Source organism: Facklamia lactis (assembly GCF_015863205.1).
Taxonomy (GTDB): Bacteria; Bacillota; Bacilli; order Lactobacillales; family Aerococcaceae; genus Facklamia; species Facklamia lactis.
Genome location: NZ_JACBXQ010000005.1, coordinates 214,257 through 236,782, shown reverse-complemented (window position 1 = coordinate 236,782; position 22,526 = coordinate 214,257). Strand labels below are relative to the sequence as shown.

At 38.1% G+C, this 22,526-nt stretch carries 16 protein-coding genes, 21 tRNA genes, 1 rRNA gene and 1 riboswitch; of the genes, 35 read left to right on the top strand and 3 right to left on the bottom strand.

The genetic code is table 11. The features are described 5' to 3' along the window. Positions 1-4: 4 nt before the first annotated feature. From rrf to HZY91_RS09160, 22 genes are all read left to right on the top strand, one after another. Positions 5-120: ribosomal RNA gene (rrf, locus tag HZY91_RS09265) — 5S ribosomal RNA — on the top strand. A gap of 17 nt (positions 121-137) precedes the next feature. Then, positions 138-210 (top strand) — tRNA-Val (locus HZY91_RS09260). Positions 211-217: 7 nt separating this feature from the next. Continuing rightward, positions 218-290, top strand: a tRNA-Lys gene (locus tag HZY91_RS09255). 30 nt (positions 291-320) lie between these two features. Then, positions 321-402, top strand: a tRNA-Leu gene (locus HZY91_RS09250). 99 nt (positions 403-501) lie between these two features. Continuing rightward, positions 502-574: transfer RNA gene (locus HZY91_RS09245), tRNA-Thr, on the top strand. 5 nt (positions 575-579) lie between these two features. After that, positions 580-651 (top strand) — tRNA-Gly (locus tag HZY91_RS09240). Positions 652-681: 30 nt separating this feature from the next. Next, positions 682-767, top strand: a tRNA-Leu gene (locus tag HZY91_RS09235). A gap of 34 nt (positions 768-801) precedes the next feature. Beyond that, positions 802-875, top strand: a tRNA-Arg gene (locus HZY91_RS09230). A gap of 9 nt (positions 876-884) precedes the next feature. Next, positions 885-958 (top strand) — tRNA-Pro (locus tag HZY91_RS09225). A 14-nt stretch (positions 959-972) separates the two neighbouring features. Then, a tRNA-Ala gene (locus tag HZY91_RS09220) sits at positions 973-1,045 on the top strand. Between the two features lie 5 nt (positions 1,046-1,050). Beyond that, a tRNA-Met gene (locus HZY91_RS09215) sits at positions 1,051-1,124 on the top strand. 12 nt (positions 1,125-1,136) lie between these two features. Next, positions 1,137-1,210 (top strand) — tRNA-Ile (locus HZY91_RS09210). A 35-nt stretch (positions 1,211-1,245) separates the two neighbouring features. Next, a tRNA-Ser gene (locus tag HZY91_RS09205) sits at positions 1,246-1,335 on the top strand. A 10-nt stretch (positions 1,336-1,345) separates the two neighbouring features. Then, positions 1,346-1,418: transfer RNA gene (locus tag HZY91_RS09200), tRNA-Met, on the top strand. A 2-nt stretch (positions 1,419-1,420) separates the two neighbouring features. Next, positions 1,421-1,493, top strand: a tRNA-Asp gene (locus HZY91_RS09195). Positions 1,494-1,504: 11 nt separating this feature from the next. Beyond that, positions 1,505-1,575, top strand: a tRNA-Gly gene (locus tag HZY91_RS09190). A 61-nt stretch (positions 1,576-1,636) separates the two neighbouring features. Beyond that, positions 1,637-1,710: transfer RNA gene (locus tag HZY91_RS09185), tRNA-Ile, on the top strand. Between the two features lie 38 nt (positions 1,711-1,748). Beyond that, positions 1,749-1,838, top strand: a tRNA-Ser gene (locus tag HZY91_RS09180). Positions 1,839-1,876: 38 nt separating this feature from the next. After that, positions 1,877-1,948 (top strand) — tRNA-Glu (locus HZY91_RS09175). 29 nt (positions 1,949-1,977) lie between these two features. Then, a tRNA-Ser gene (locus HZY91_RS09170) sits at positions 1,978-2,067 on the top strand. A 10-nt stretch (positions 2,068-2,077) separates the two neighbouring features. Then, positions 2,078-2,150 (top strand) — tRNA-Met (locus HZY91_RS09165). Positions 2,151-2,168: 18 nt separating this feature from the next. Then, positions 2,169-2,239 (top strand) — tRNA-Gly (locus HZY91_RS09160). A gap of 412 nt (positions 2,240-2,651) precedes the next feature. Here HZY91_RS09160 and HZY91_RS09155 read toward each other — a convergent pair. Then, positions 2,652-3,443: a hypothetical protein gene (locus HZY91_RS09155; RefSeq protein WP_197115971.1), complete on the bottom strand. Its 792-nt coding sequence runs from the start codon at positions 3,441-3,443 to the stop codon at positions 2,652-2,654. A gap of 87 nt (positions 3,444-3,530) precedes the next feature. After that, a riboswitch (SMK box riboswitch) is annotated at positions 3,531-3,623 on the top strand. On the opposite strand from HZY91_RS09155, the gene metK reads away from it, so the two are divergent. From metK to HZY91_RS09110, 9 genes are all read left to right on the top strand, one after another. Beyond that, complete coding sequence (gene metK / locus HZY91_RS09150; RefSeq protein ID WP_197115970.1) at positions 3,621-4,811, top strand: methionine adenosyltransferase; 1,191 nt, start codon at positions 3,621-3,623, stop codon at positions 4,809-4,811. Its footprint overlaps the riboswitch before it by 3 nt. Positions 4,812-4,896: 85 nt before the next feature. Next, on the top strand, positions 4,897-5,022 hold the full coding sequence (locus HZY91_RS09145) for an NADH peroxidase (protein ID WP_197115969.1): 126 nt from the start codon (positions 4,897-4,899) through the stop codon (positions 5,020-5,022). A gap of 15 nt (positions 5,023-5,037) precedes the next feature. Continuing rightward, positions 5,038-6,255 (top strand): FAD-dependent oxidoreductase, encoded by a 1,218-nt coding sequence (locus HZY91_RS09140; RefSeq protein ID WP_268888829.1) that lies wholly within the window; start codon positions 5,038-5,040, stop codon positions 6,253-6,255. A 187-nt stretch (positions 6,256-6,442) separates the two neighbouring features. After that, positions 6,443-7,699, top strand: coding sequence for an ABC transporter substrate-binding protein (locus HZY91_RS09135; RefSeq protein WP_197115967.1), 1,257 nt, complete (start codon positions 6,443-6,445; stop codon positions 7,697-7,699). Positions 7,700-7,774: 75 nt separating this feature from the next. Further along, entirely contained in the window at positions 7,775-8,638 is an 864-nt protein-coding gene (locus HZY91_RS09130; protein WP_235991551.1) for a carbohydrate ABC transporter permease, read from the top strand. A gap of 12 nt (positions 8,639-8,650) precedes the next feature. Next, a complete protein-coding gene (locus tag HZY91_RS09125; protein WP_197115966.1) occupies positions 8,651-9,496 on the top strand; it encodes a carbohydrate ABC transporter permease in 846 nt (281 codons plus the stop codon). A gap of 8 nt (positions 9,497-9,504) precedes the next feature. Further along, complete coding sequence (locus HZY91_RS09120; RefSeq protein ID WP_197115965.1) at positions 9,505-10,371, top strand: hypothetical protein; 867 nt, start codon at positions 9,505-9,507, stop codon at positions 10,369-10,371. A 125-nt stretch (positions 10,372-10,496) separates the two neighbouring features. Then, a complete protein-coding gene (locus tag HZY91_RS09115; RefSeq protein ID WP_197115964.1) occupies positions 10,497-11,678 on the top strand; it encodes a MalY/PatB family protein in 1,182 nt (393 codons plus the stop codon). 11 nt (positions 11,679-11,689) lie between these two features. Beyond that, positions 11,690-12,712, top strand: coding sequence for a sulfurtransferase (locus HZY91_RS09110; RefSeq protein ID WP_197115963.1), 1,023 nt, complete (start codon positions 11,690-11,692; stop codon positions 12,710-12,712). A 47-nt stretch (positions 12,713-12,759) separates the two neighbouring features. Here HZY91_RS09110 and mnmM read toward each other — a convergent pair whose 3' ends face one another. Both mnmM and HZY91_RS09100 read right to left on the bottom strand, forming a co-directional pair. Continuing rightward, complete coding sequence (gene mnmM, locus HZY91_RS09105) at positions 12,760-13,329, bottom strand: tRNA 5-(aminomethyl)-2-thiouridylate-methyltransferase MnmM (protein ID WP_197115962.1); 570 nt, start codon at positions 13,327-13,329, stop codon at positions 12,760-12,762. Then, complete coding sequence (locus tag HZY91_RS09100; protein ID WP_197115961.1) at positions 13,326-13,763, bottom strand: hypothetical protein; 438 nt, start codon at positions 13,761-13,763, stop codon at positions 13,326-13,328. Before HZY91_RS09100 ends, mnmM begins: the two co-directional genes overlap by 4 nt. 205 nt (positions 13,764-13,968) lie before the next feature. Here HZY91_RS09100 and HZY91_RS09095 point away from each other — a divergent pair, with 205 nt between their 5' ends. From HZY91_RS09095 to HZY91_RS09080, 4 genes are all read left to right on the top strand, one after another. Further along, a complete protein-coding gene (locus HZY91_RS09095) occupies positions 13,969-15,540 on the top strand; it encodes a muramidase family protein (protein WP_197115960.1) in 1,572 nt (523 codons plus the stop codon). Positions 15,541-15,845: 305 nt separating this feature from the next. Then, positions 15,846-18,266, top strand: coding sequence for a leucine--tRNA ligase (leuS, locus tag HZY91_RS09090; protein WP_197115959.1), 2,421 nt, complete (start codon positions 15,846-15,848; stop codon positions 18,264-18,266). An 84-nt stretch (positions 18,267-18,350) separates the two neighbouring features. Beyond that, complete coding sequence (locus tag HZY91_RS11170; RefSeq protein WP_197115958.1) at positions 18,351-21,782, top strand: oligosaccharide flippase family protein; 3,432 nt, start codon at positions 18,351-18,353, stop codon at positions 21,780-21,782. Next, entirely contained in the window at positions 21,779-22,504 is a 726-nt protein-coding gene (locus tag HZY91_RS09080) for a pseudouridine synthase (protein ID WP_197115957.1), read from the top strand. Before HZY91_RS11170 ends, HZY91_RS09080 begins: the two co-directional genes overlap by 4 nt. Positions 22,505-22,526 lie beyond the last annotated feature (22 nt).

Below are 22,526 nucleotides of genomic sequence, written 5' to 3'. Positions count from 1 at the left end.
ACTGTGTGGTGATAATGGCAAGAAGGACACACCTGTTCCCATGCCGAACACAGCAGTTAAGCTTCTTAGCGCCGATGGTAGTTGGACCTTTGGTCCTGTGAGAGTAGGACGTTGCCGCGCGTGTCTTATTTATGTTTGGGGAATTAGCTCAGCTGGGAGAGCGTCTGCCTTACAAGCAGGATGTCGGCGGTTCGAGCCCGTCATTCCCCATTAACTTGACTCGTTAGCTCAGTCGGTAGAGCAACTGACTTTTAATCAGTGGGTCGCAGGTTCGAATCCTGCACGGGTCATTATTCCATATGGAAACATAGTGGGATTTAGCGGGTGTGGCGGAATTGGCAGACGCACCAGATTTAGGATCTGGCGCCTTCGGGCGTGGGGGTTCAAGTCCCTTCACCCGCACTTGCATTTCTGATGCAAATGCATTATAATTTATTCTTGTGACATCATAAATCACAAACTGGTTTGAACAAGCCATTATCTTTGTTCGTGTCTTATTACGCCGGCTTAGCTCAGTTGGTAGAGCATCTGATTTGTAATCAGAGGGTCGAGGGTTCAAGTCCTTTAGCCGGCATATTTGCGGAAGTAGTTCAGTGGTAGAACATCACCTTGCCAAGGTGGGGGTCGCGGGTTCGAATCCCGTCTTCCGCTTTGCCAAGTGTTACATTGTGGCTATATTTAGCCGGGGTGGCGGAACTGGCAGACGCACAGGACTTAAAATCCTGCGGTGAGTGATCACCGTGCCGGTTCGATTCCGGCCCTCGGCATTCACATTTATGTGATTTAATTTAATTAGATATTGCACCCGTGGCTCAACTGGATAGAGTACCTGACTACGAATCAGGCGGTTGCAGGTTCGAATCCTGCCGGGTGTATCAAATAAACGGGAAGTAGCTCAGCTTGGTAGAGCACTTGGTTTGGGACCAAGGGGTCGCAGGTTCGAATCCTGTCTTCCCGATCTATTTGTATGATGGGGGATTAGCTCAGCTGGGAGAGCGCCTGCTTTGCACGCAGGAGGTCAGCGGTTCGATCCCGCTATTCTCCATTTTTGGCGGTGTAGCTCAGCTGGCTAGAGCGTCCGGTTCATACCCGGGAGGTCATGGGTTCGATCCCCTTCGCCGCTATATTAATAGGACGGACCTTTAGCTCAGGTGGTTAGAGCTCCCCGCTCATAACGGGGTGGTCGTAGGTTCGAGTCCTACAAGGTCCATTGCTGGATTTTGACTTTGAATTTCTTTGCATAATGGAGGATTACCCAAGTCCGGCTGAAGGGAACGGTCTTGAAAACCGTCAGGCGTGTAACAGCGCGCGTGGGTTCGAATCCCACATCCTCCTTTAAAATTATCGCGGGGTGGAGAAGCTGGCATCTCGTCGGGCTCATAACCCGAAGGTCGTAGGTTCGAATCCTACCCCCGCAATTGGTCCGGTGGTGTAGGGGTTAACATGCTTGCCTGTCACGCAGGAGATCGCGGGTTCAAATCCCGTCCGGACCGTTTTATATTATGCGGGTGTAGTTTAGTGGTAAAACTACAGCCTTCCAAGCTGTTGTCGGGAGTTCGATTCTCCTCACCCGCTTTGCTATCGATGAGGAAGTTGTCATCATTAGCTTTTTTATTGGATATCTTTAAGTCTATTTGGGCCTGTAGCTCAGCTGGTTAGAGCGCACCCCTGATAAGGGTGAGGTCGGTGGTTCGAGTCCACTCAGGCCCATAACAATTGAATATTGTTAACCTATAAAATTGGCTCATGGGGAAGTACTCAAGAGGCTGAAGAGGCGCCCCTGCTAAGGGTGTAGGTCGGTTTATACCGGCGCGAGGGTTCAAATCCCTCCTTCTCCGTTATACATCTAAACAATATATAACGTTGTTGTTATCCTGGCCCGTTGGTCAAGCGGTTAAGACACCGCCCTTTCACGGCGGTAACACGGGTTCGAATCCCGTACGGGTCATTAATTAAATAGTATTATCATTTTATTTTGGAGGATTACCCAAGTCCGGCTGAAGGGAACGGTCTTGAAAACCGTCAGGCGTGTAACAGCGCGCGTGGGTTCGAATCCCACATCCTCCTTTAAAATTATCGCGGGGTGGAGAAGCTGGCATCTCGTCGGGCTCATAACCCGAAGGTCGTAGGTTCGAATCCTACCCCCGCAATTATGTTTGTTTTATCCTGCGGGTGTAGTTTAGTGGTAAAACTACAGCCTTCCAAGCTGTTGTCGGGAGTTCGATTCTCCTCACCCGCTTTGAGACTCTAATGAGTCTTTTTTTTAATAAACTTTTAACTACTGAAAAGCTTCCAGTTTGTAATGTGTTCTCAATAGTTTGATTTTTGGCGAGATGGCTCAGTTTGTCTCGCTCTTTTTTTATCCAGTAGTTAGTTTTAATGGCGATTTAATCGGAGTTTCTTATCTAGTTATTCAACTTGCGTTTATTAATTTGCCATCTTTAATTGTTTAATATCTGTTTATTCATTCATGAATAACGTTTTGTATTGGATATGCTCTGCGTCTAGACAAATAGAATGAACTTTCCATAAGTTTGCATCCATTGATTACTTAACGAGATATAAATATTTTGTCAAAAAAAGGACCTCCAATTGTTAGATTTTTAGTCTAACCTTTGGAGGTCTGAATATTTGCCAGGGCTTAAGTAGAATTAAAATAAAAAGCTGAGTGCATATAAAAGTGTAAATAGAAATGCCATAGTTGAATTGTAATTGAGTTTATTCTGTACTTTGTTCTCTGTCTCTACTGGAATAAGACTTGGTAAAGAGCTTATTAGGCTGATCACTAGGAAAAGAATTTGAACGATAAAGAAGGAATGGCTAGGTAAGGAGAAGTATATTCCACTTCCGATTCCTATAATCATCAGTCCCAAAGCTATTTTGTTTGATTGGATACTGAGATTATTGAATAGAGGATTATTGCGTACAGTACCTCTTAAATAGGTAGTTAAAAGCTCAATTCCGGCCATATAGAAGATGATAGGAATTAACGCTGTCAAAATAGTTGGTGTTATTCCATTTGCTTGTGAGAAATAGGCAATAGCATTAAGAACAAAGCTATGGAAAAAGGTGCTAAGTAAATAATGGTAAACAGTACCCACTAGATGAAATGGATAGTATTGCATCGTGATAAAAAGAATATACAAGCTTAGGAGTAAATTAATAATCCAATGTTGTCCCAACATAAACAGCAAGGTCATAACAATCATAATAGTAAAAGAAATGTAATATATGATCGCTGGAGTTGCTTTGGTATTTTTTTTGATATACTTTTGATATTGGAAATGGTCGATAATATTACTACATATAAGAGCAATGAATAAAAAAAGAGCCGATAAAAAATCTCGGTTGGTAGATGTTCCAAAACCTGTGATTAGACCAAATGCGATAAGGGCAAAAGGTCCTGCTAGTATTTTGGTGATGGGATGCTGTAAGTAACTCATTAGACGTCTCATGAGAAAACCTTTCTAACCTTTGTTATTTAAGTAACAAATTGAATTGTACCTATCGATATTTTAATGTATAATCAGATGCGTTACAACCAAAAATTCCCGATAGGGTTCACTTTGTTAGTGAAGTGAATTTGCCTTGTAACCAAAATTTAATATGGGGGAAAGAAAATGAAAGAAAAACGTCTATTTACATCGGAGTCTGTTACAGAAGGGCACCCTGATAAAATTGCTGATCAAATTTCGGATGCTATTCTTGACAATATTTTAGAACAAGACCCAGCAGCTAGAGTCGCGGTAGAAACAGCTGTCAATACGGGGCTTGTTTTAGTTTTTGGCGAAGTGACTACCGAAGCTTATGTTGATATTCAGAAAATTGTTAGAAAAAAGGTAGCGGAGATAGGGTATGATCGGGGGAAATATGGTTTTGATGCTGAGAATCTAGCAGTGATTGTTTCGATTGATGAACAATCTCCTGATATTGCGATTGGAGTGGACAATGCGATTGAAACACGTAATAAGCAGACTGAGGAGCAAGAAATAGGAGCGGGGGACCAAGGACTTATGTTTGGTTTTGCTTGTCGAGAAACGCCTCAACTAATGCCATTACCCATTGAGTTATCCCATCGATTAGCCTACAGTTTAACACTTGCAAGAAAGTCGGGGCGTCTAAATTATTTGAGACCTGATGGCAAAACACAAGTTACTGTAGAATATGATGAAAATGATCAGCCCTTAAGAGTTGATACCATTGTGTTGAGTACTCAACATAGTGAAGAGGTATCACTTGAAGAATTACGAGCAGATATTTTAGAAGAAGTGATTATTCCAACGATTCCAGCACACTTATTAGACGAAGAGACGCAAATATATATTAATCCAACTGGTCGGTTTACGATTGGAGGACCAAAAGGAGACTCTGGTTTGACTGGTCGTAAAATTATTGTAGATACATATGGTGGATACGCACGACACGGTGGCGGAGCATTTTCAGGAAAAGATGCGACAAAAGTTGACCGTTCAGCTTCTTATGCAGCCAGATATGTTGCGAAAAATATAGTGGCAGCAGAAATTGCGGAAAAAGTAGAAATTCAATTAGCCTATGCCATTGGGGTTGCGCATCCTGTCTCTATTATGGTAAACACTTTTGATACCTCAGAATATAGTGATGCAGAGATTGTAGAGGCTGTTCGCCAAGTCTTTAATCTTACTCCTGCCGGGATTATGGAAATGTTAGATTTGCGCCGTCCTATCTATTCTCTCACAGCTGCTTATGGACATTTTGGACGTGAAGAAGCGGAATTCACTTGGGAACAGACAGATCGAGCAGAAGAGTTAAAAAAGTTATTATCTATTAAATAAGCTGATAAATTGCTTATATTTATCATTTGTGATAACATACTCCTTAGATTAGAATGTTTCTAAATAATATCTAGGAGGTTATGGGATGAAATATGTGGTGGTTGGTACGTCGCATTTTGGTTATGAAGTAGTTCAAACTATCTTAAAACAAGAAAGAGAAGCTGAAATTCATCTTTATGAAGCTGGAGAAGAATCATCATTTATGGGGTGAGGATCGCAATCATACCTGGAAGGTATTTCAAAAGAATTAGCAGAACTTCATTTTGCGAATAATGCTTCTTATACAGCACAAGGAATTCATATGCATCCAGCGAGTGAAGTGATTGGGCTAGATCCTGATAATAAATTAATTACCGTAAAAACATCTGAAGGTGAGCATCAAGAGAGCTATGATAAATTGCTTTTAAGTCCTGGAGGCTACGCACCAGTTCCTAAGATTGAAGGCCATGATCTAGAAAATGTTCACACATTTCGAGGGCCAGAAGACACGGATGCGGTTCAAAAGCGCATGTCACAAACCAAGCATTTAGTAGTAATGGGGGCCGGCTATATTGGAGTTGAGGTAGCAACAGCCTATGCCGAAGCTGGTGTTGAAGTAACTGTTATTGATATGGCTGATCGGATGTTACCTACTTATCTGGATCCTGAACTTGCTACCGTTATAGAAGACCATGCCAAAGAAAAAGGTCTGACGTTCCGGTCAGGTGAAGCTGTTCAAAAGCTTTTAGGAGAAGATGGAAAAGTAAATGCTGTTGTGACCGATCAAGCGGAATATCCAGCAGATACCGTGATTATTGCAGTAGGCGTGAAGCCTGGGACCTCTTGGTTACAAGGTGCTTTAAAACTAGATGAACGTGGTTTTATCCAGACAAATGAGTATTTGGAAACTTCTGTTCAAGATGTCTATGCTGGTGGGGATGCTACATATATACCGTATGCTCCAACAGGTCAGACTGCTAATATCGGATTAGCAACTTTAGCGCGTCGTCAAGGAGTGGTAGCGGCTCTTAATGCCTTAGGAAATAAATTTAAAATGCCTGAAGTATCAGGTACTTCTGCACTAAGATTTTTTGATTACACAATTGCTGCTACAGGAATGAATGCTGTCAATGCAGACTCATACGACGGTAAAGTTGCATCGAAGTATGTAGAAGAAAAACTTTATCCGGATTTCATGAGAAAACCAGGAACCGTTCATATGAAAATTTTCTTTGATGAAGAAACTCATCGTATTCTGGGAGGACAATTGCTTTCAAAAATTGATGTGGCAGATTCAATTAATGTTCTTTCAACAGCAATTAACGCTAAATATACGTTAGAACAACTAGCACTACTTGATTTCTTCTTCCAACCTAATTACGATCGCCCTTGGCATTATCTCAATGTCTTAGCGATTGAAGCTTTAGGAAATAAAGTAACTGGAGCAGATAAGCTCTTATTTTAATAGTTCTATTGAGGCTCTAGTGTGAAAAAGCACTAGAGTTTTTTATTTTATTATTATTTTGATAACTGATAATGTGAAATTTTATATGACTTTAATCAGAAAATCTGATAATTGATAATGACCCCTTTTTATTTAGCATATGGTATATTTAAATAAATTCTATAAAAGTATTCAGAGGAGGATTTGAATGAGGAAAATTATACATATTATGCTAATAGGAGTTTTATCGATGTTGGCTTTTTCAGGAAATGGATTTCTAAACAGAGTAAGTGCCCAAGAAGAATCCGTTGAGATTAGTTTCATGATTCCTGATTGGGGAGTTCCGACAGATGAGATGCTAGATCGTTTTGAAGAAGAATCAGGAATTAAAGTGAATGTTATCACAACTGCTTGGGATGATATTCGTGATAAAGTCTCTACGGCAGCTGTAGGACAAACTGTAGCAGCAGATGTCTTTGAAGTAGATTGGTCTTGGACAGGAGAGTTTGTAGCAGCAGATTGGCTAGCTCCGATTCAAGTTGATGAAGAAACAATTAAAGATATACCAAATTTAGAAACTTTTAAAATTGAAGATCAATATTATGCGGTTCCGTATGCAAATGATTTTCGAATTTCATATGTTAATACAGAGATGTTTGACAATGCAGAGATTAAAGAGTTACCTACCAATTGGGATCAATTGATCGAAGATGCCAAAATCATTAAAGAAAAGGGAATTGTTGATTATCCAATATCGATTCCATTATTGGCAGAAGAGAATTCAACCACTACTTTTATTTGGCTAGCTTTTACTCGTAATGGAATAGTTTTTAACGATGATAATACTTTAAATCACGAGGCTCTCGTAGATACCTTGACTTTAATTGATACATTAGTTAAGGAAGAACTTGTAAATCCTGCAAATACAAATATTTCTGGAATGGATGCTTATAGTCAAATAATAACGGGAGACACAGCCGCCATGACAGGTCCTTCATCTTTTGTAACTCGTATTAATGATGAAGAAAATTCATCTGTTGTAGGAAAAGTTCAGCCAAACCGTCCTCTTTCAAAAGATCAAGATTATGCACAAGTGACCGTGCCATTTAATGAAGCGATTGGTATTTCTAAATATACCGAATATCCTGAAGAAGCTCTACAATTTGTAAAATGGTATACCTCTCCAGAAATTCAAGAACAATTAAACAAAGAGATTTCGGTTACCCCTACACGACTATCAGTATTAGAAAAATTATTCTCGGAAGGAACTATTGAAAACGGAGAGACTTTTTATGATATTGCAGAAATCGCAGAATCACCATTTCCTAAGGGAATTCCAGAATATTATGCTGAAATGTCTGCTGCCATTTTTAATGGGGTAAATCAATTGGCTTCAGGTCAATTATCAGTTGAGGAAGCGACAAAGGAAATTGAAAGTACTGTGAATGATTTAGCTTTAGAATAAAGTAAATTAAAGTGTGAAATTTCTAGTCGTATCATCGATACGACTAGTTTTTTCATCTAGAATGCGAGGTAAAATTTGATAAAAAATAATTGGCGTCCTTGGTTTTTACTTTTTCCAGTATTAATGATCATGATTATTTTTGTTTTTTTTCCAATTCTCCAGACTTTTTATTATAGCCTGCATGATTTCAAGCTGACGAGACCCAATCAAATTGAATTCATTGGATTACAAAATTACAGGGAAATACTAAAAAATAAAGACTTTTATCATGCTCTAAATAATTCATTATTTATTTTAGTGATAGTTGTTTGTTTAACCATGGTATCTTCACTATTTGTTGGGATTTTATTAAATATTCAAACAAAAATGTCAGGATTTTTAACTGCAGTTGCGATTTTACCTTGGGCATTACCACCTCTAGTTAATGGGATTATTTGGTCTTTTATTTTTCATCCAACATATGGTCTGTTGAATAAGGTATTAATAAACTTCAATCTTATTAATAAACCAGTTGTTTGGACCAATAACACATTGACACTTTTAATCATCGTATCAATTATTGTAGCATGGAGAATTGTGCCATTTTGTGCACTTATTATACTGGCTAATTTACAAAGTATTTCTACTGATATTTATGAAGCATCAGCGATAGACGGGGCAGGCAAGTATAGAACTTTTAGAGAGATAACGTTACCGCTATTAAGTCCCTCATTACTGGTTTGTTTAATACAAGCGACACTAGCAGGGTTAAATGTTTTTGATGAAGTTATTGCTTTAGTGGAATATCGACAAGATGCGCAAACTTTATTGATATATAATTATCAAAACACTTTTTCATTTTTAGAGTTTGGTTATGGCTCTGCAATAACCTATATTATTATGATTTTTACAGGAATTGCAGGATATTTTTATGTACGAAATATGACTCAAAGTATGTAAAGGAGATTAAAAATGAAATTCTCAATAATAGAAAAAGTGATATATGGACTAGCAATATTATTGTTCTGTCTATTTTGTTTAGGGCCTATATTATGGGCTTTTAATATTTCAATTACACCTGAAAATGAGATAATAAAGGGGGACAGTCAAATTTTTTCATTATTTGCAAATATAGATAACTATTTAACATTGTTTGATTCCACAACAGAAGCTCATCAAACCATTATGCCAGCAATTTATAATTCGATAAAGATGGCTACTTTCTCAATATTGATTGGCTTACCAATTGCTGTGATCACTGCCTATGCTTTTTATAGATATCAATTTGTAGGGAAAAAATTTGTTTTTCTTTTTATTATCATCACGATGGTTATTCCTGTTTTTACTACTATTATTCCAATATATGCTGTGTTTGCTAGGAATGGTTTGTTGGATAGTCTATTTTGGATAGCGATTATATATGTTTCCGCATTTTTGCCGATGACAACATGGATTATTTATAATTATTTTAAAACTTTGCCGTATGAAGTAATCGAAGCAGCGATGTTGGACGGAGCAAATGAGGTTGAAATTTTTACGGGGATCGTTTTACCTATGTCTAGGCCAATAATTATCACAGCTACTCTTGTCATTTTTTTAATGTCTTGGAGTCAATTTCAAATTCCAATGTTATTAACAACAACCCAGGCTAATAAAGTTATTACTTTAGTGATACAGGATTTTCAAGGGAGGTATTCAATTGAGTACGGTTTGGTGGCGGCTTCAGGAATATTAACGATCATTCCTCCCATGATAGTTGCAATTATTTTCAGAAAATATTTAGTTTCTGGATTGACAAATGGAGCAACGAAAGGATAGATGACACAATGATTGATTTTTACCGAAACTATTTTCAATATGTTGATATTAATGAACATTACAAAATAATGAAGGAAATTTTGGACCATCTTGGGATTAATTTTAAATTTGAAGTGACAAATCTAAAAATTAATAAGATAGAGTTGATTGAAATTTTAGTTTCGGGTTACCAAGAAATGTCCTTTGATGAGAAACGTTTAATTAGCAAAATAGATGATTATGAGAGAGCCGAGTGTTTACTTAATTTAATTCCCCCTTTAACATTACTATATAAACAACATTCATACCCAGTTTCGTTATTATATGAAAGTTTGACGGATCTTGCATTACGCTTAAATAAATATTGGGAAAAGGAACATTGTCTTGGATTAACTGCAGATGATGGTCATTGGCTGATTAGATTATTTTTTTTAAAGATATTTAAAATAGGATCATTACAATATGAACATTTGACTTTAGATTTTAATAAACTTGATTATTCATTAAATTGGAAAGAATCAGTATATAAAGATTCTTTGCAAGGTCAAGCAGTTATCAGTATTCATATTATGGAGAAAACAGATCTCTCCATTGCTGCAGTAAAAGAATCGTTTAGTCATGCTATGTTATTTTTTGATGGTTTTACATTTGACTATTTTTATTGTTGCTCGTGGCTATTAAATCCAGATAATAAATATCTTTTAAACAAAAATAGCAGAATTATAAAATTTTCTAATTTATTTAAAATAGTTGCGACTTCTAAATATAAAAAACATGCAATTTTTTCGATTTTTGAAGGAGATATTAATAAAGTTGCGAGAAGTAGTTTACAAATTAAAGCACAAAAAGCTCCAGATTATCTTGGGATTGGAGTTGGAATTATTCCTCATCCATAAAAGAGCGTATAATATGATAAGAAAGTAAGAATTTTATTATCTTCTCTCATTATATTGAAGAAAGCGCTTAAATTGTGTACCATTGATCCAGATAAGGATTATATCTATATTAGGGGGAAGTAATAATGAAACATGATTTTCAGACTTGCGTAGATCGAACTGACCAAGGCTCAAAAAAATGGCGCTTGATGCGTGAAAGTAAAGAAAATATTGGAGAGAATGTGGCTCCTTTGTCGATAGCAGATCTTGATTTTCCAATGGCTCCAGGAATTGTTGAAGGTCTAAAAGAAGAATTAGATCGTTTTATTATGGGGTATACGGTTCCGACTAAAGAGTATTTAGAATCCGTAAAGAATTGGATGAAAACTCAACATAATTGGGAAGTAGAAGAAGACTGGTTGGTGACGGCTCCAGGGGTCGTTCCAGCAATAAATGTATTTGTCAATGCTTTCACAGAAGAAGGAGATGGGGTTATTATCTTAGAGCCAGTCTATAATCCATTTTCTGAAACTATTAAGAATCATCATCGAGAAGTGATGGCTGTAGATTTAGTAAATGAACAAGGTGAGTATTCCATTGATTTTGATGCCTTAGAAGCAGTGGCAAAAGATGAAAAGAGTAAAGCGATGATTTTCTGTAGTCCCCATAATCCTTTGGGACGAGTGTGGACAAAAGAAGAATTAGAGCGAGTAGCTCAAATTTGTATGGATAATCAATTATATTTATTTAGTGATGAGATACACTTTGATCTCGCTCATAAAGATTATCAACATCATGTTTTTGCTAGTTTATCACCAGAAATAGCTCAACATGTGGTGGTCGCAACAGCTCCTTCAAAAACATTTAATTTAGCGGGGCTTCAAACGTCTAATATATTTATCCCTAATTCTGAGTGGCGTGAACGATATTCAGAAACAGCAGACCGACTTGATCTTAAATCTGTTCCAGCCTTAGGACTTTTAGCTTGTCAATACGCTTATAATACTTCTTTAGAATGGAAAGAAGAGCTAGTGGAATTGATTTATCATAATTATCTAGTGGCGAAAGAAATTATTGAACGAGAATTGCCAAAAGGCATTGTAACACCTATGCAAGCCTCTTACTTATTATGGCTTGATTTGAGAGAATATGACTTATCATGCGAAGAAATAGCAAAGATTAGTGAAGAAAATGATGTGTTTCTGAATAATGGTCAAATGTTTGGTAAGTGTGGTGAGTGTTTTGTTAGAATACATTTAGCTGTTCCGACCAAAGTGATTGAAGCCGCTGTGAAGCGTTTCTGTCAAGGAATCAATAATTACTCATAAGGAGTCATTTGATGAATGATCACCATAAGAAATTGATGGCTAATAACTATGCTATGCAACAACCCAGTGCTGATTCACGCCTTCTTTCCGCACAGCAAACGACGGATGAGAATGATTTCTTTGTCTCAGCTCAATGGTTACATCATGCAATCGAGCATAAAGTAGAGAATCTGATTGTTATAGATGTAACGAGAGGTAAGGGAAATTATCGATTAGATCAAACGCGAACAGCAATGGATTATGAATTAGGACATATTCCCACAGCTATTCATTTGAATACAGATGAATTAGGGGAGTTTAAAGATTACTTTAAACGTCCTGAGGCAATGCGAGATGTTTTCTTATCAAAGGGGATTACTTGTGATTCATTACTTGTGTTTTACTCGATCTACGCACGAGATATTATGTATATTGCCAGTCGTATGGCGTTTGCTGCCTATTATTTAGGTGTAGATCAAGTGAAAATACTAGATGGGGGAATTCAAGCTTGGCAAAGAGCTGGTTTTCTTTTGGAAGAAGGAAGTCGCAATGTTCAGCCAGTGAAGGAATTCGGTTGTTCAGTTCCGAAACGTCCGGAGATCTATGTACAAACGCCTGATGATCTTCTAGCATATCGCCAAAAGTATCCTGACCATGTATTAGCCTCTGTAAGAACCTGGAAAGAATTTATAGGAGACAATGAAGGTCACGCTTGGAATAAGGGGGCAGGAGAAATTGCAGGTGCTGTCTATATGGGAGATGAGTTATTAGTCAATATTGACGGTGAACTTGCTAATCCTAGCAATTATTTAGATCGTTGGAAAGAGTGGGGGATTGTCCCTGGAAAAAGGATCTTACTTTATTGTGGAACTTCATGGAGATCGTCTACTGCTTTTTTTATACTGAAGCATTTGGGATGGGAAAAAATTTCTATGTTTGATGGTTCATGGTACAAATGGTACCTTGCTCATGAAGAGAATCCGAAAAAGTATCCTATCCAGCGGGGAAACCCATTAGGGGATCCTCCATTAGAAATTTTTGATGGAGATTGTTAGTAAAAGAAACATCGTAGCGCTTGTTGTGATTAGGCAAGGCTACGATGTTATTTTTTTTCAATGATAAGAAGGGAAGGAGGAGAATTGTCCTGATTGAGATATTCTAGGTGACAAATAGTGTAATCCTTTTGAGGCCAGGCTTTTAGTTTTTCAAGTAAAGAAGCTTTTTCCTGTAGTCCTTGAGGATGGCCAGAATAAAGAACGAGGATAATCTGACCCTGACTCACTAATCGTTCCTGTATTTGGATGATCGCTGCTAAAGTTGTGTGGAATTGAGTGGTAATAGAATGATCTCCTCCGGGCAAATATCCTAAGTTAAAAATGGCGCCATGGATTTCGGGATAATCATGAACTGGGAGCATTTCATTCAGTGCATCATGACTAGCATGAAAGAGATGATATTGATGATTGGGAAATTTCTCAAGTCGCTCTTGTGCCAGTTGTATCGCTTGCTCTTGAATATCAAAGGCGATTACTTGACCTGTAAAATGTTTCTGTTCGAGGATAAAGGCGGTATCATGTCCTTTTCCGAGTGTGGCGTCAATAAAGAGACCATTTGGAAATCGGTGAATAAGATCATTTAATAGACTATGGCTGTACTGAAGAGCATTTTTCAAGGTTTTGGAACCTCCTCAAGTTGGAGAGGGATCTCCAGTTGATCATTGTTTAAAAGCAATTGTTTATCAGCAAATTTAAAGGAATATGTTTGGACCGGTTGATTATCATTCGGATCTAGTAAAATCAGTTCATTTCCTCTAATTTGGTAATTAAACTGATAGTTAAATTTTTCACTTGAAGTATTGATTATTTCTTTAACAGAAGGAAGTTCTAAACGAAGGTCTTCTTCGGCCATGGTTAAGAGGGATTCTTCATCAACAGTGAATGCTACTTGATCGTTTGAAAAGTAAACTTGATAGGTGAGGGGAAGATCTTCGTGGTCTATCTGAGTCTGCCAGTAGCTGTCTTTTAATTGATAATGATACAATTGATCACATCCGGCTAAAAATAGTAGGATCGTGCTTAATTTAATTAATTTTATAATTATTTTCAAGATCACACCTTCTTATAAGCTAGTAAACCTATTATACAGAGTACCCACAAATGTTAGCAAGTCTTTACTGAATATGTGAAAAGATTTCAATAACATTACAAGTGTTAAGGGTTCAATAAAAGTACGACTTTAGCCCCATTTTTGTTTGTACTTGGATTATAATGGACTCTGTATCCGAGAGGAAAAATTATTTGGAGGTTTATGTATGATTAATCAGCGTAATCAAAGAATGCGTCAGCAATTCAAAGAGAAAAGACGCAAGTTATATAAAAAAATCGTGACGCATGTCAATGCTGGCGTGATCATGTTTTCTGCTGGAATGGCGTTAGATCAAGCCACAGCTGAAAAAGCTATTGTCCATGCTCAAGGAGCCGTAAGTAAGTTTTCACCACAAGATTTCATTGCTAAAGTTGGAAAATCTGCTGCAAGAATTGCGGCTGAGAATGATTTATATGCTTCTGTAATGATTGCTCAAGCGGCTTTAGAATCAGGTTGGGGCAACTCAGGTTTAGCTCAAGCTCCTAATTATAACTTATTCGGTATTAAAGGGTCTTTTAATGGACAATCGGTAACAGTTGATACTTTAGAAGATTCAGGGAATGGTAACTATTATCCAATAAAAGATGCATTTAAACGCTATAATTCATATGATGATTCATTATTGGACTATGCAAATACATTGACAGGTGTTGGATCATCATGGCGTGCGAATTATTATGCGGGTGCTAAAAAATCTAATACAAACTCGTATCAAGATGCAACCGCTCATTTAACAGGACGTTATGCGACAGATACACGTTATGCAGGAAAATTGAATAATTTAATTAGTCAATATGGATTAAGTCAATACGATAGCCCAAGCTCAGCTCCAACTCCTGCAACTCCAGTAGAGGACACTCCACAAGCTGGAGGAGGATATGCTATTCAATCAGGCGATTCACTTTATAGAATTGCTCAGAATCACGGTGTATCTCTTGATGAATTATGTGCGGCAAACGGTCTTTCGGTTGATTCCACGATTCATCCCAATCAACAATTAGTGATCCCTGGGTCTGGTTCAAGTGCGACACCAGTTGCAGGATCTGATTCAACGATTGATAATGAAAATAATGTTGGATCTGGTTCTTATGCTATTCAATCAGGCGATTCGCTTTATGCGATCGCACGTCGTCATGGAATAAGTGTTTATGACTTAGCTTCAGCTAATGGTTTAACGATAGATTCTACTATCCTGCCTAACCAATCCTTGTCGATCCCAGCAGGGAAAGGTTCAGTGGCTGATTCTGGTACAGAAGCTCCTTCAACGGATTCCACATCTGCTTCTGCATACGCAGTACAAGCTGGAGAAGGATTATATCGAATTGCTGTCAATCATGGCATGACAATCAGCGAACTGAAGGAATTAAATGGTTTAACCTCTGATTGGATTTATCCAGGACAAGAACTAAAAGTTTCTGGAAATGCTCAAGCAAGTTCAGTAGAAAGTGCTCAAATAGCAGAAACTGAAGCAGTAGAAAGTACTGAAGTAGCAGATAGCAACTATCAAGCAGAAGAAGCAACAAGCGAAACATATACTGAATCCGTTAATCCGGTACAAGAAACAGGAGACTATACTGAAACTGCAACGGTTGAAGAAACAGCAACAACTGGAAGTTATACAGTACAAGCTGGAGAAACATTGTATTCAATTGCTCAGAAGACTGGACAAGATGTTCACCAATTAATTGAAAAAAATGGTGGAGCTAACATTTATCTTGGACAAGTGATCAATTATTAATCATTAAAATTAGCAGGACCTAGTAGAGTATGAAACAAACTGTAGAGAGCTTATGGTTGGTGAAAATAAGCGTTTAATCTTACTTGAACTCTTCCATGTATTATGATTAGACTAAGCTCTAATGAGTGTTAATTTAATCCGTTAGTCACGTTATCGCTCGAAGTCTATTAGAGGAAACTCTAGTAAAAGAATAGGTGGTACCGCGCTAACTCGCCCTATAAGGTCTTTTTGTAGATCTTATAGGGCTTTTCTTTTTATCTCTTAAAATATAAAATAACAATAAATAATTTCGGGAGGATCTAAAAATGACATATCAACATCGTATTATAGAAAAAAAGTGGCAAGATTATTGGGAGCAAGATCAAACTTTTATTACTAAGAATCGTCCAGACCATGAGAAATATTATGTGCTCGATATGTTTCCTTATCCGTCAGGGCAAGGATTACATGTGGGACATCCAGAAGGCTACACAGCAACTGATATTATGGCTCGAATGAAGCGTGCACAAGGATACGATGTTCTTCATCCTATTGGATGGGATGCATTTGGTTTGCCAGCGGAACAATATGCCTTGGATACTGGGAATGATCCTGCAGAATTTACAGCCCATAATATTGCTACTTTTAAACGTCAAATTAAGTCTTTAGGCTTCTCGTATGATTGGGAACGTGAGTTTTCGACTACCGATCCAGAATATTATAAATGGACTCAGTGGATTTTTACCAAGCTTTATGAAAAAGGGTTAGCCTATGAAGCGGATATTATGGTTAATTGGTGCGAAGCTTTAGGTACAGTTTTGGCAAATGAAGAAGTGATCGATGGATTGTCTGAACGAGGGAGTCACCCCGTTGTACGTCGCCCTATGAAACAATGGGTATTAAAGATTACAGCTTATGCTCAACGTTTATTGGATGACTTAGAAGAATTAGACTGGCCAGAAAGTATTAAAGAAATGCAACGAAATTGGATAGGCCGTTCTGAAGGAGCTGTTATTGATTTTAAGGTGAAAGATTCCGAGGCCTTGATTCAAACTTATACTACTCGTCCTGATACCTTGTTTGGCTTGTCTTATATCGTTTTGGCACCAGAACATGTACTAGTGAGTGAAATTACTAGCCCAGAACAGCGAGAAGCAGTCAATGATTATGTGACTTCTGCTGCTACTAAATCTGATTTAGCAAGAACCGAACTTAATCAAGATAAAACAGGTGTCTTCACTGGTGCTTATGCTGTTCATCCAGTAACAGGAGATGAGATTCCAGTTTGGATTGCGGATTATGTTTTGGTTTCATATGGGACCGGTGCTGTCATGGCAGTACCAGGTCATGATGAACGTGATTATGAGTTTGCAAAACAATTTAATCTTCCAATCAAAGAGGTAATCGAATCAGAAGAAGGAATTGAAGAAGCTGCCTTTATTGGCGATGGAATTCACATCCATTCGGACTTTTTAAATGGCTTGAAAAATGAAGAAGCTAGCACCAAAATGATTGCCTGGCTTGAAGAGCATCACAAGGGACAAGGTAAAGTCAATTTCAGATTAAGAGACTGGGTCTTTTCTAGACAGCGATATTGGGGAGAACCTATTCCAGTGATTCATTGGGAAGATGGGACAACGACCGCTGTTCCTGAAGATCAATTACCAGTCATACTACCTAAAATAGATAAAGTTAGACCGAGTGGAACGGGAGAATCTCCCTTAGCGAATGTTAAGGAATGGTTGGAAGTGACGGATCCAGAGACAGGAATGAAGGGACGACGTGAGACTAATACCATGCCGCAATGGGCTGGGTCTTCATGGTACTTCCTTCGTTATATGGATCCGACTAATTCTGAAGCCATTGCTTCTCCAGAGGCGTTAGAGAAATGGCAAAATGTGGATCTGTATGTCGGAGGAGCAGAACATGCCGTTCTTCATTTGCTGTATGCTCGTTTTTGGCATAAATTCTTATATGATATCGGAGTTGTTCCTACTAAAGAACCTTTCCAAAATCTATTCAACCAAGGGATGATTCTTGGGGAAAATAATGAGAAAATGTCGAAATCCAAAGGAAATGTGGTCAATCCAGATGAGGTAGTGGAACAATATGGGGCAGATACTTTAAGAGTATATGAAATGTTTATGGGACCACTTGATGCATCGATAGCATGGTCGGAGAAAGGCCTAGAAGGAGCACGTCGTTTCTTAGAGAGAGTTTGGCGTTTATTAATAAATGAAGATACTGGTAAACAAGCCGAAACCATTCAGGATCAAGAGAATGATCGTTTAACTAAGGTCTATCATCAAACCGTTAAAAAAGTGACAGAAGACTATGAAAATCTTCACTTTAATACAGCGATTTCTCAATTGATGATTTTCTTGAATGAAGCCAAAGGAGAAACGATTATTCCAAGAGAGTATGCTGAAGGCTTTGTTAAGTTGCTAGCACCAATTGCTCCACATTTGATGGAAGAGATTTGGCAACAATTTGGTTATTCTCATTCAGTATCAGAAGCAGATTGGCCAACCTATGAAGAAGCGCTTACGGTTGATAATACAGTAGAAATTGTGATTCAAGTTAATGGCAAAGTAAAAGCAAAAGTTGAAATTGAAGTTGACTTAGCTAAAGATCAAATGGAAGATTTGGCGTTAAATCATGAGGCTATTCAATCTGAATTGGAAGGGAAAACGATTAGGAAAGTAATATCTATTCCAAATCGCTTGGTAAATATTGTAGCAAACTAAAGGAAAAAAGGCTTAATGATCGTATTTGGCTATGAAAAATGATATATTATATAATGAAATATTTTACGAAAAGGGGTGTATGCAGTGTCTGAACGTCACAATGATCAAAATAAACAAGAACGATCACCTGGCTCTGAAGAAAAGTATCTAAATGAGACTTACGATCGTTATGCAACGATTGAGTTTACGGAAGAGGACTTGAGAAAAATTAGACGTCCTAATCCTCAACCGCTCGATTCGGATTATTTTGCTGTGGAACAACGCCTTGACACTCAACCACAAGCTTCATATAGTCAAGAAGGTGAGGGAAATAATCTAGCTGATCGTTCATATACTGACACACCAGAGGCAAGTCAAGTAGAGAATGAAGGCTTAATAGAAGATCGTGATCAAACGAATGAACCGCATATGGATCTAACTTTTAAAACGCCTAACGCTTACCAGGAAGAAGCTCAAGAGGAGCCTCAGGAAGAAGAAATAACTTATGTTATTTCTCATTCTACGACTGAACCAGAGACAGAGGATAACCTCGCGGAGGATGATCTAATTCAAGAAGAATTAGAAACGACATCTACAGAAAAGTATTTTGACCGTTCAGAGGTTGAACCTTTTGATCCGGAAGATTCATTAGAGAATTATGATTTACCTACAGAATTAACTTTCTATGACAGGAAGGTTGAAAGAGAAGAAGTAGATCATCAGGATATCGATCTAGCTGAGTATAAGGATTCGGCTAACCAGTTAGAAGAAACGTTATCCATGGATATTGAAGAGGACGTTTATCAACGGCATCATTTTGAAGAAGAAAGCTCAACTGAGCGTTCTAACTCTAACCCATTTGAATATCGTTCAATTGAGAATCAATTGCGTGATGAGCAAAACCAAAAAAGAGTTGCGAATGTGAAACCAAGCTTTTTCAAAAGGATCATGCAGAGCGTATTTTCGACGCGAGAAGATCTTGAAGAAACGGAATATTATTCTGATGAAGAAGATGAAGTGTTTTACTCAGATACAAGTCATGAAGAGGGAGAATTAAATCTTTCTGAGTTAGGAGATCACCCTGTTTCCGCAACAGATACAGAAGTGTTAGAAAGTGATAGCTCTAATTTTCGGATTCGTCGTACAGAGGATGACTCTGATGAAGCATATTTGGATCAAGAAGTTTCTGAAACAAGTAGTTTTGATGGAGAGAATAATCACGTTCAGGATGCGCCTTTGTATGTGGAAGAATATGAGGTTGAAGATAGAGAGGGAATGATGGCAGAAGAGGAGTATCCTCAAGTCGATCAAGTTATTTCTTCTGATGAACTTACTGAAGATCAGTATCAAGATGAAGATATTAGAATTACAACTGACTCTAAAGTTGAAGAGCGAGAGAGTCAGATAGAAGATCAGGTCATTCGGCCTGCTCGGACGGAGTTAGAAGACGAATGGGAAGATTCTGCTTCAGAGGAAGATCTCGCTACTTATCAAGAATTTGAGCAGGATGATGAAGATACCTCCTATTCTGAAGAACAGTCTAACGGTTCATCTTCAGAGGTATGGCAGAATTTAACGGAAAAAGGCTCCACAATGTGGAGTAAAACAAAAGATTCGCTCGGACAGTTAGCGGCAAGAATGCCTAGCAAAAAAGATCGTTCTGAAGAAAAAGCGGCTTATCAAGATGAAATAAGCTTAAAAGAAGGTCCGGATGTTTTTTATGAATATCGAATGAGCGATGCTAAAGAAGTGGTTCCAGAGGATTTTGATCCTGAAAATCAAAGTCTAGGAGATAAGGTCTCCCAGAGAACGGCGCATTATCATGAGCCAATTTTAACGGATGCTATTATTGAATCAGCTATGCGTCAACAGGAAATGACGGAGGATACGGATCAAAGCATAGAGGCGGACAAAGAAGCGAGTCGTAACTTTGTCTCAGGGACAGCTTGGTTATCTTTTGGTAAAATTTTCTCTAGAATAATAGGTGCTTTATATGTGATCCCTTGGGCAACCTGGTTGGGGGCAGAGTATACTCAGGCTAATACTTTGTATACAGTCGGTTATAAACCTTACTCACTTTTTCTAGCGATTGCGACAGCAGGTTTTCCAAGTGCAGTGGCCAAGCAAATGGCTTACTATAACACGAAAAAAGAGTTTAAAGTGGCAGATAAGCTATTCAGAAATAGTATGCTTATTATGTTGATTTCGGGTGTCATTTCCGCAGGCTTAATGTTTCTTTTAGCACCTGTTCTTGCCAACCAGTCAGCCACGGATAATCCAGAAGCAGCTACAACAATTATTAGAACGTTGGCACCTGCCTTATTGATCTTACCAGCGATGAGTTTAATCAGGGGTTACTTCCAAGGGTTAAACGATATGGTTCCGACTGCAATTTCAGAAGTATTAGAACAAATTGTGCGAGTTATTTATATGTTGGTTGCGACTTATGCGATAATGACAATCTATCAAGGCAATGCAACTTATGCAGTGGCGCATTCGACATTTGCTGCTTTTGTGGGAGCTTTAGCTTCTTTAATCTATTTGATTATTTGTTATCTTCGTCATCTACCACAATTGAAACAATTGAAAGCAGAATCTCGAGATCGCTTGGATGTAGATTTTAAAGAGAGTTTACGCTTAATGCTGATTGATTCGATTCCTTTTGTTCTTTTAGGTGGTGGAATCATTATTGTTCAGAATATTGATACTTATACTTTTAAACAGATATTGATTCGAACCACGGTCTTAATGTCGAATGAAATATCAGAGTTGTTTGGGGCAATGAGTTTAGATGTGGATAAATTAGTTATGATTATCATTGCGATATCTGTTGCGATTGCGACATCATCTATTCCAGCCGTTTCTGCAAAGTTTTCTGAAGGAGACGTTAATAAAACAGGAGAATTGATTAAAGATATTGTTCTAGTATTTGCCTTTATTATGTTACCTGCATCAGTCGGAATGGCTGCGATTGCAAACAATCTTTATCCATTTTTCTATCCGGCTGGTTATTCAGAAGGTCCAGCTTTGTTGGTAACCGGTTCTTTTATGTCCATTACATTAGGAACTTATACGGTCTTTTCAGCTATCTTACAATCAATGAATTATCGCCGCCAAGCAGTCAGCTATTTGGTAGTCGGAATCGTTGTTAAACTGATTTTACAATTTCCAATGGTTGCTTTATTCCAAGCGCATGGGGCCATGTTGGCGACAATGATTGGTTTCGGTGTCTCGTCCGTTATGATGTGGATGAAAATCTGGCGCGCGATAAAAATTCGTGACCGTTATTTTGTCGGAGATCTCGTTCGAATCTTGATTGGTACGGTTGTAATGGGAATTGGGGCGGTAGCCTGGAACCGAGCAATGAATGCGATGATGGATCCGGCAGGAAGAGGCCTGACATTCTTACAAATTATTATCGTTGTGATTATGGCGATGATTTTATATCTGGGGGTCATGAGTCTGTTTGGAATGATGTCGATCCTCATTGGTGATTATCAATCAGAGTTACAAGAAAGATTAAGTATTAATAAATGAGACTAGACAAATTATTAAGTAATAATGGCTTTGGGTCTCGTAAAGAAGTGAAAGCGCTGATTAGTGGAGGACATGTAAGATTAAATGGGGAAGTAGTCAAAAAGCCTAATCTTCATGTCCGTCCGGAACAAGATCAGGTAGAAGTGGGCGGGCAAAAGGTAGTTCACGAAGAGTTTGTCTATTGGATGCTTAATAAACCAAAAGGAGTTATTTCAGCAACCGAAGATTCGTATCATTCAACGGTTTTGAATTGCTTAGCCCCTGAAGACTATCGTCCTGATCTTTTTCCTGTAGGCCGGTTGGATATCAATACGACTGGTTTGCTTTTGTTAACAAATGATGGGAAACTAGGACATCGTTTAACATCACCCAAGCACCAAGTAGCTAAGCGATATTATGCTGAGATTAAAGGTATTGTGACGGAAAAGACGGTTGAAGCTTTTGCCCACGGCTTGGATTTGGGCGATTTTACCACTCAATCAGCAGAATTAGTGATCGAAGAAGTTAGATTTGAACAAGATATGTCTCGAATTACGGTTCAGATATATGAAGGGAAATTTCATCAAGTGAAGCGCATGTTTGAAGCTTGTGATTTGAAGGTTACGGAACTTCATCGACAAACGATGGGCCCAATTGAATTGGATTCCGACTTAGAATTTGGTGATTACCGCCGATTAAGTGAAATAGAATTAGAACGATTAAAACCCTTTGGATTAAGCTAGTCTAAAGGGTTTTCATGCATTA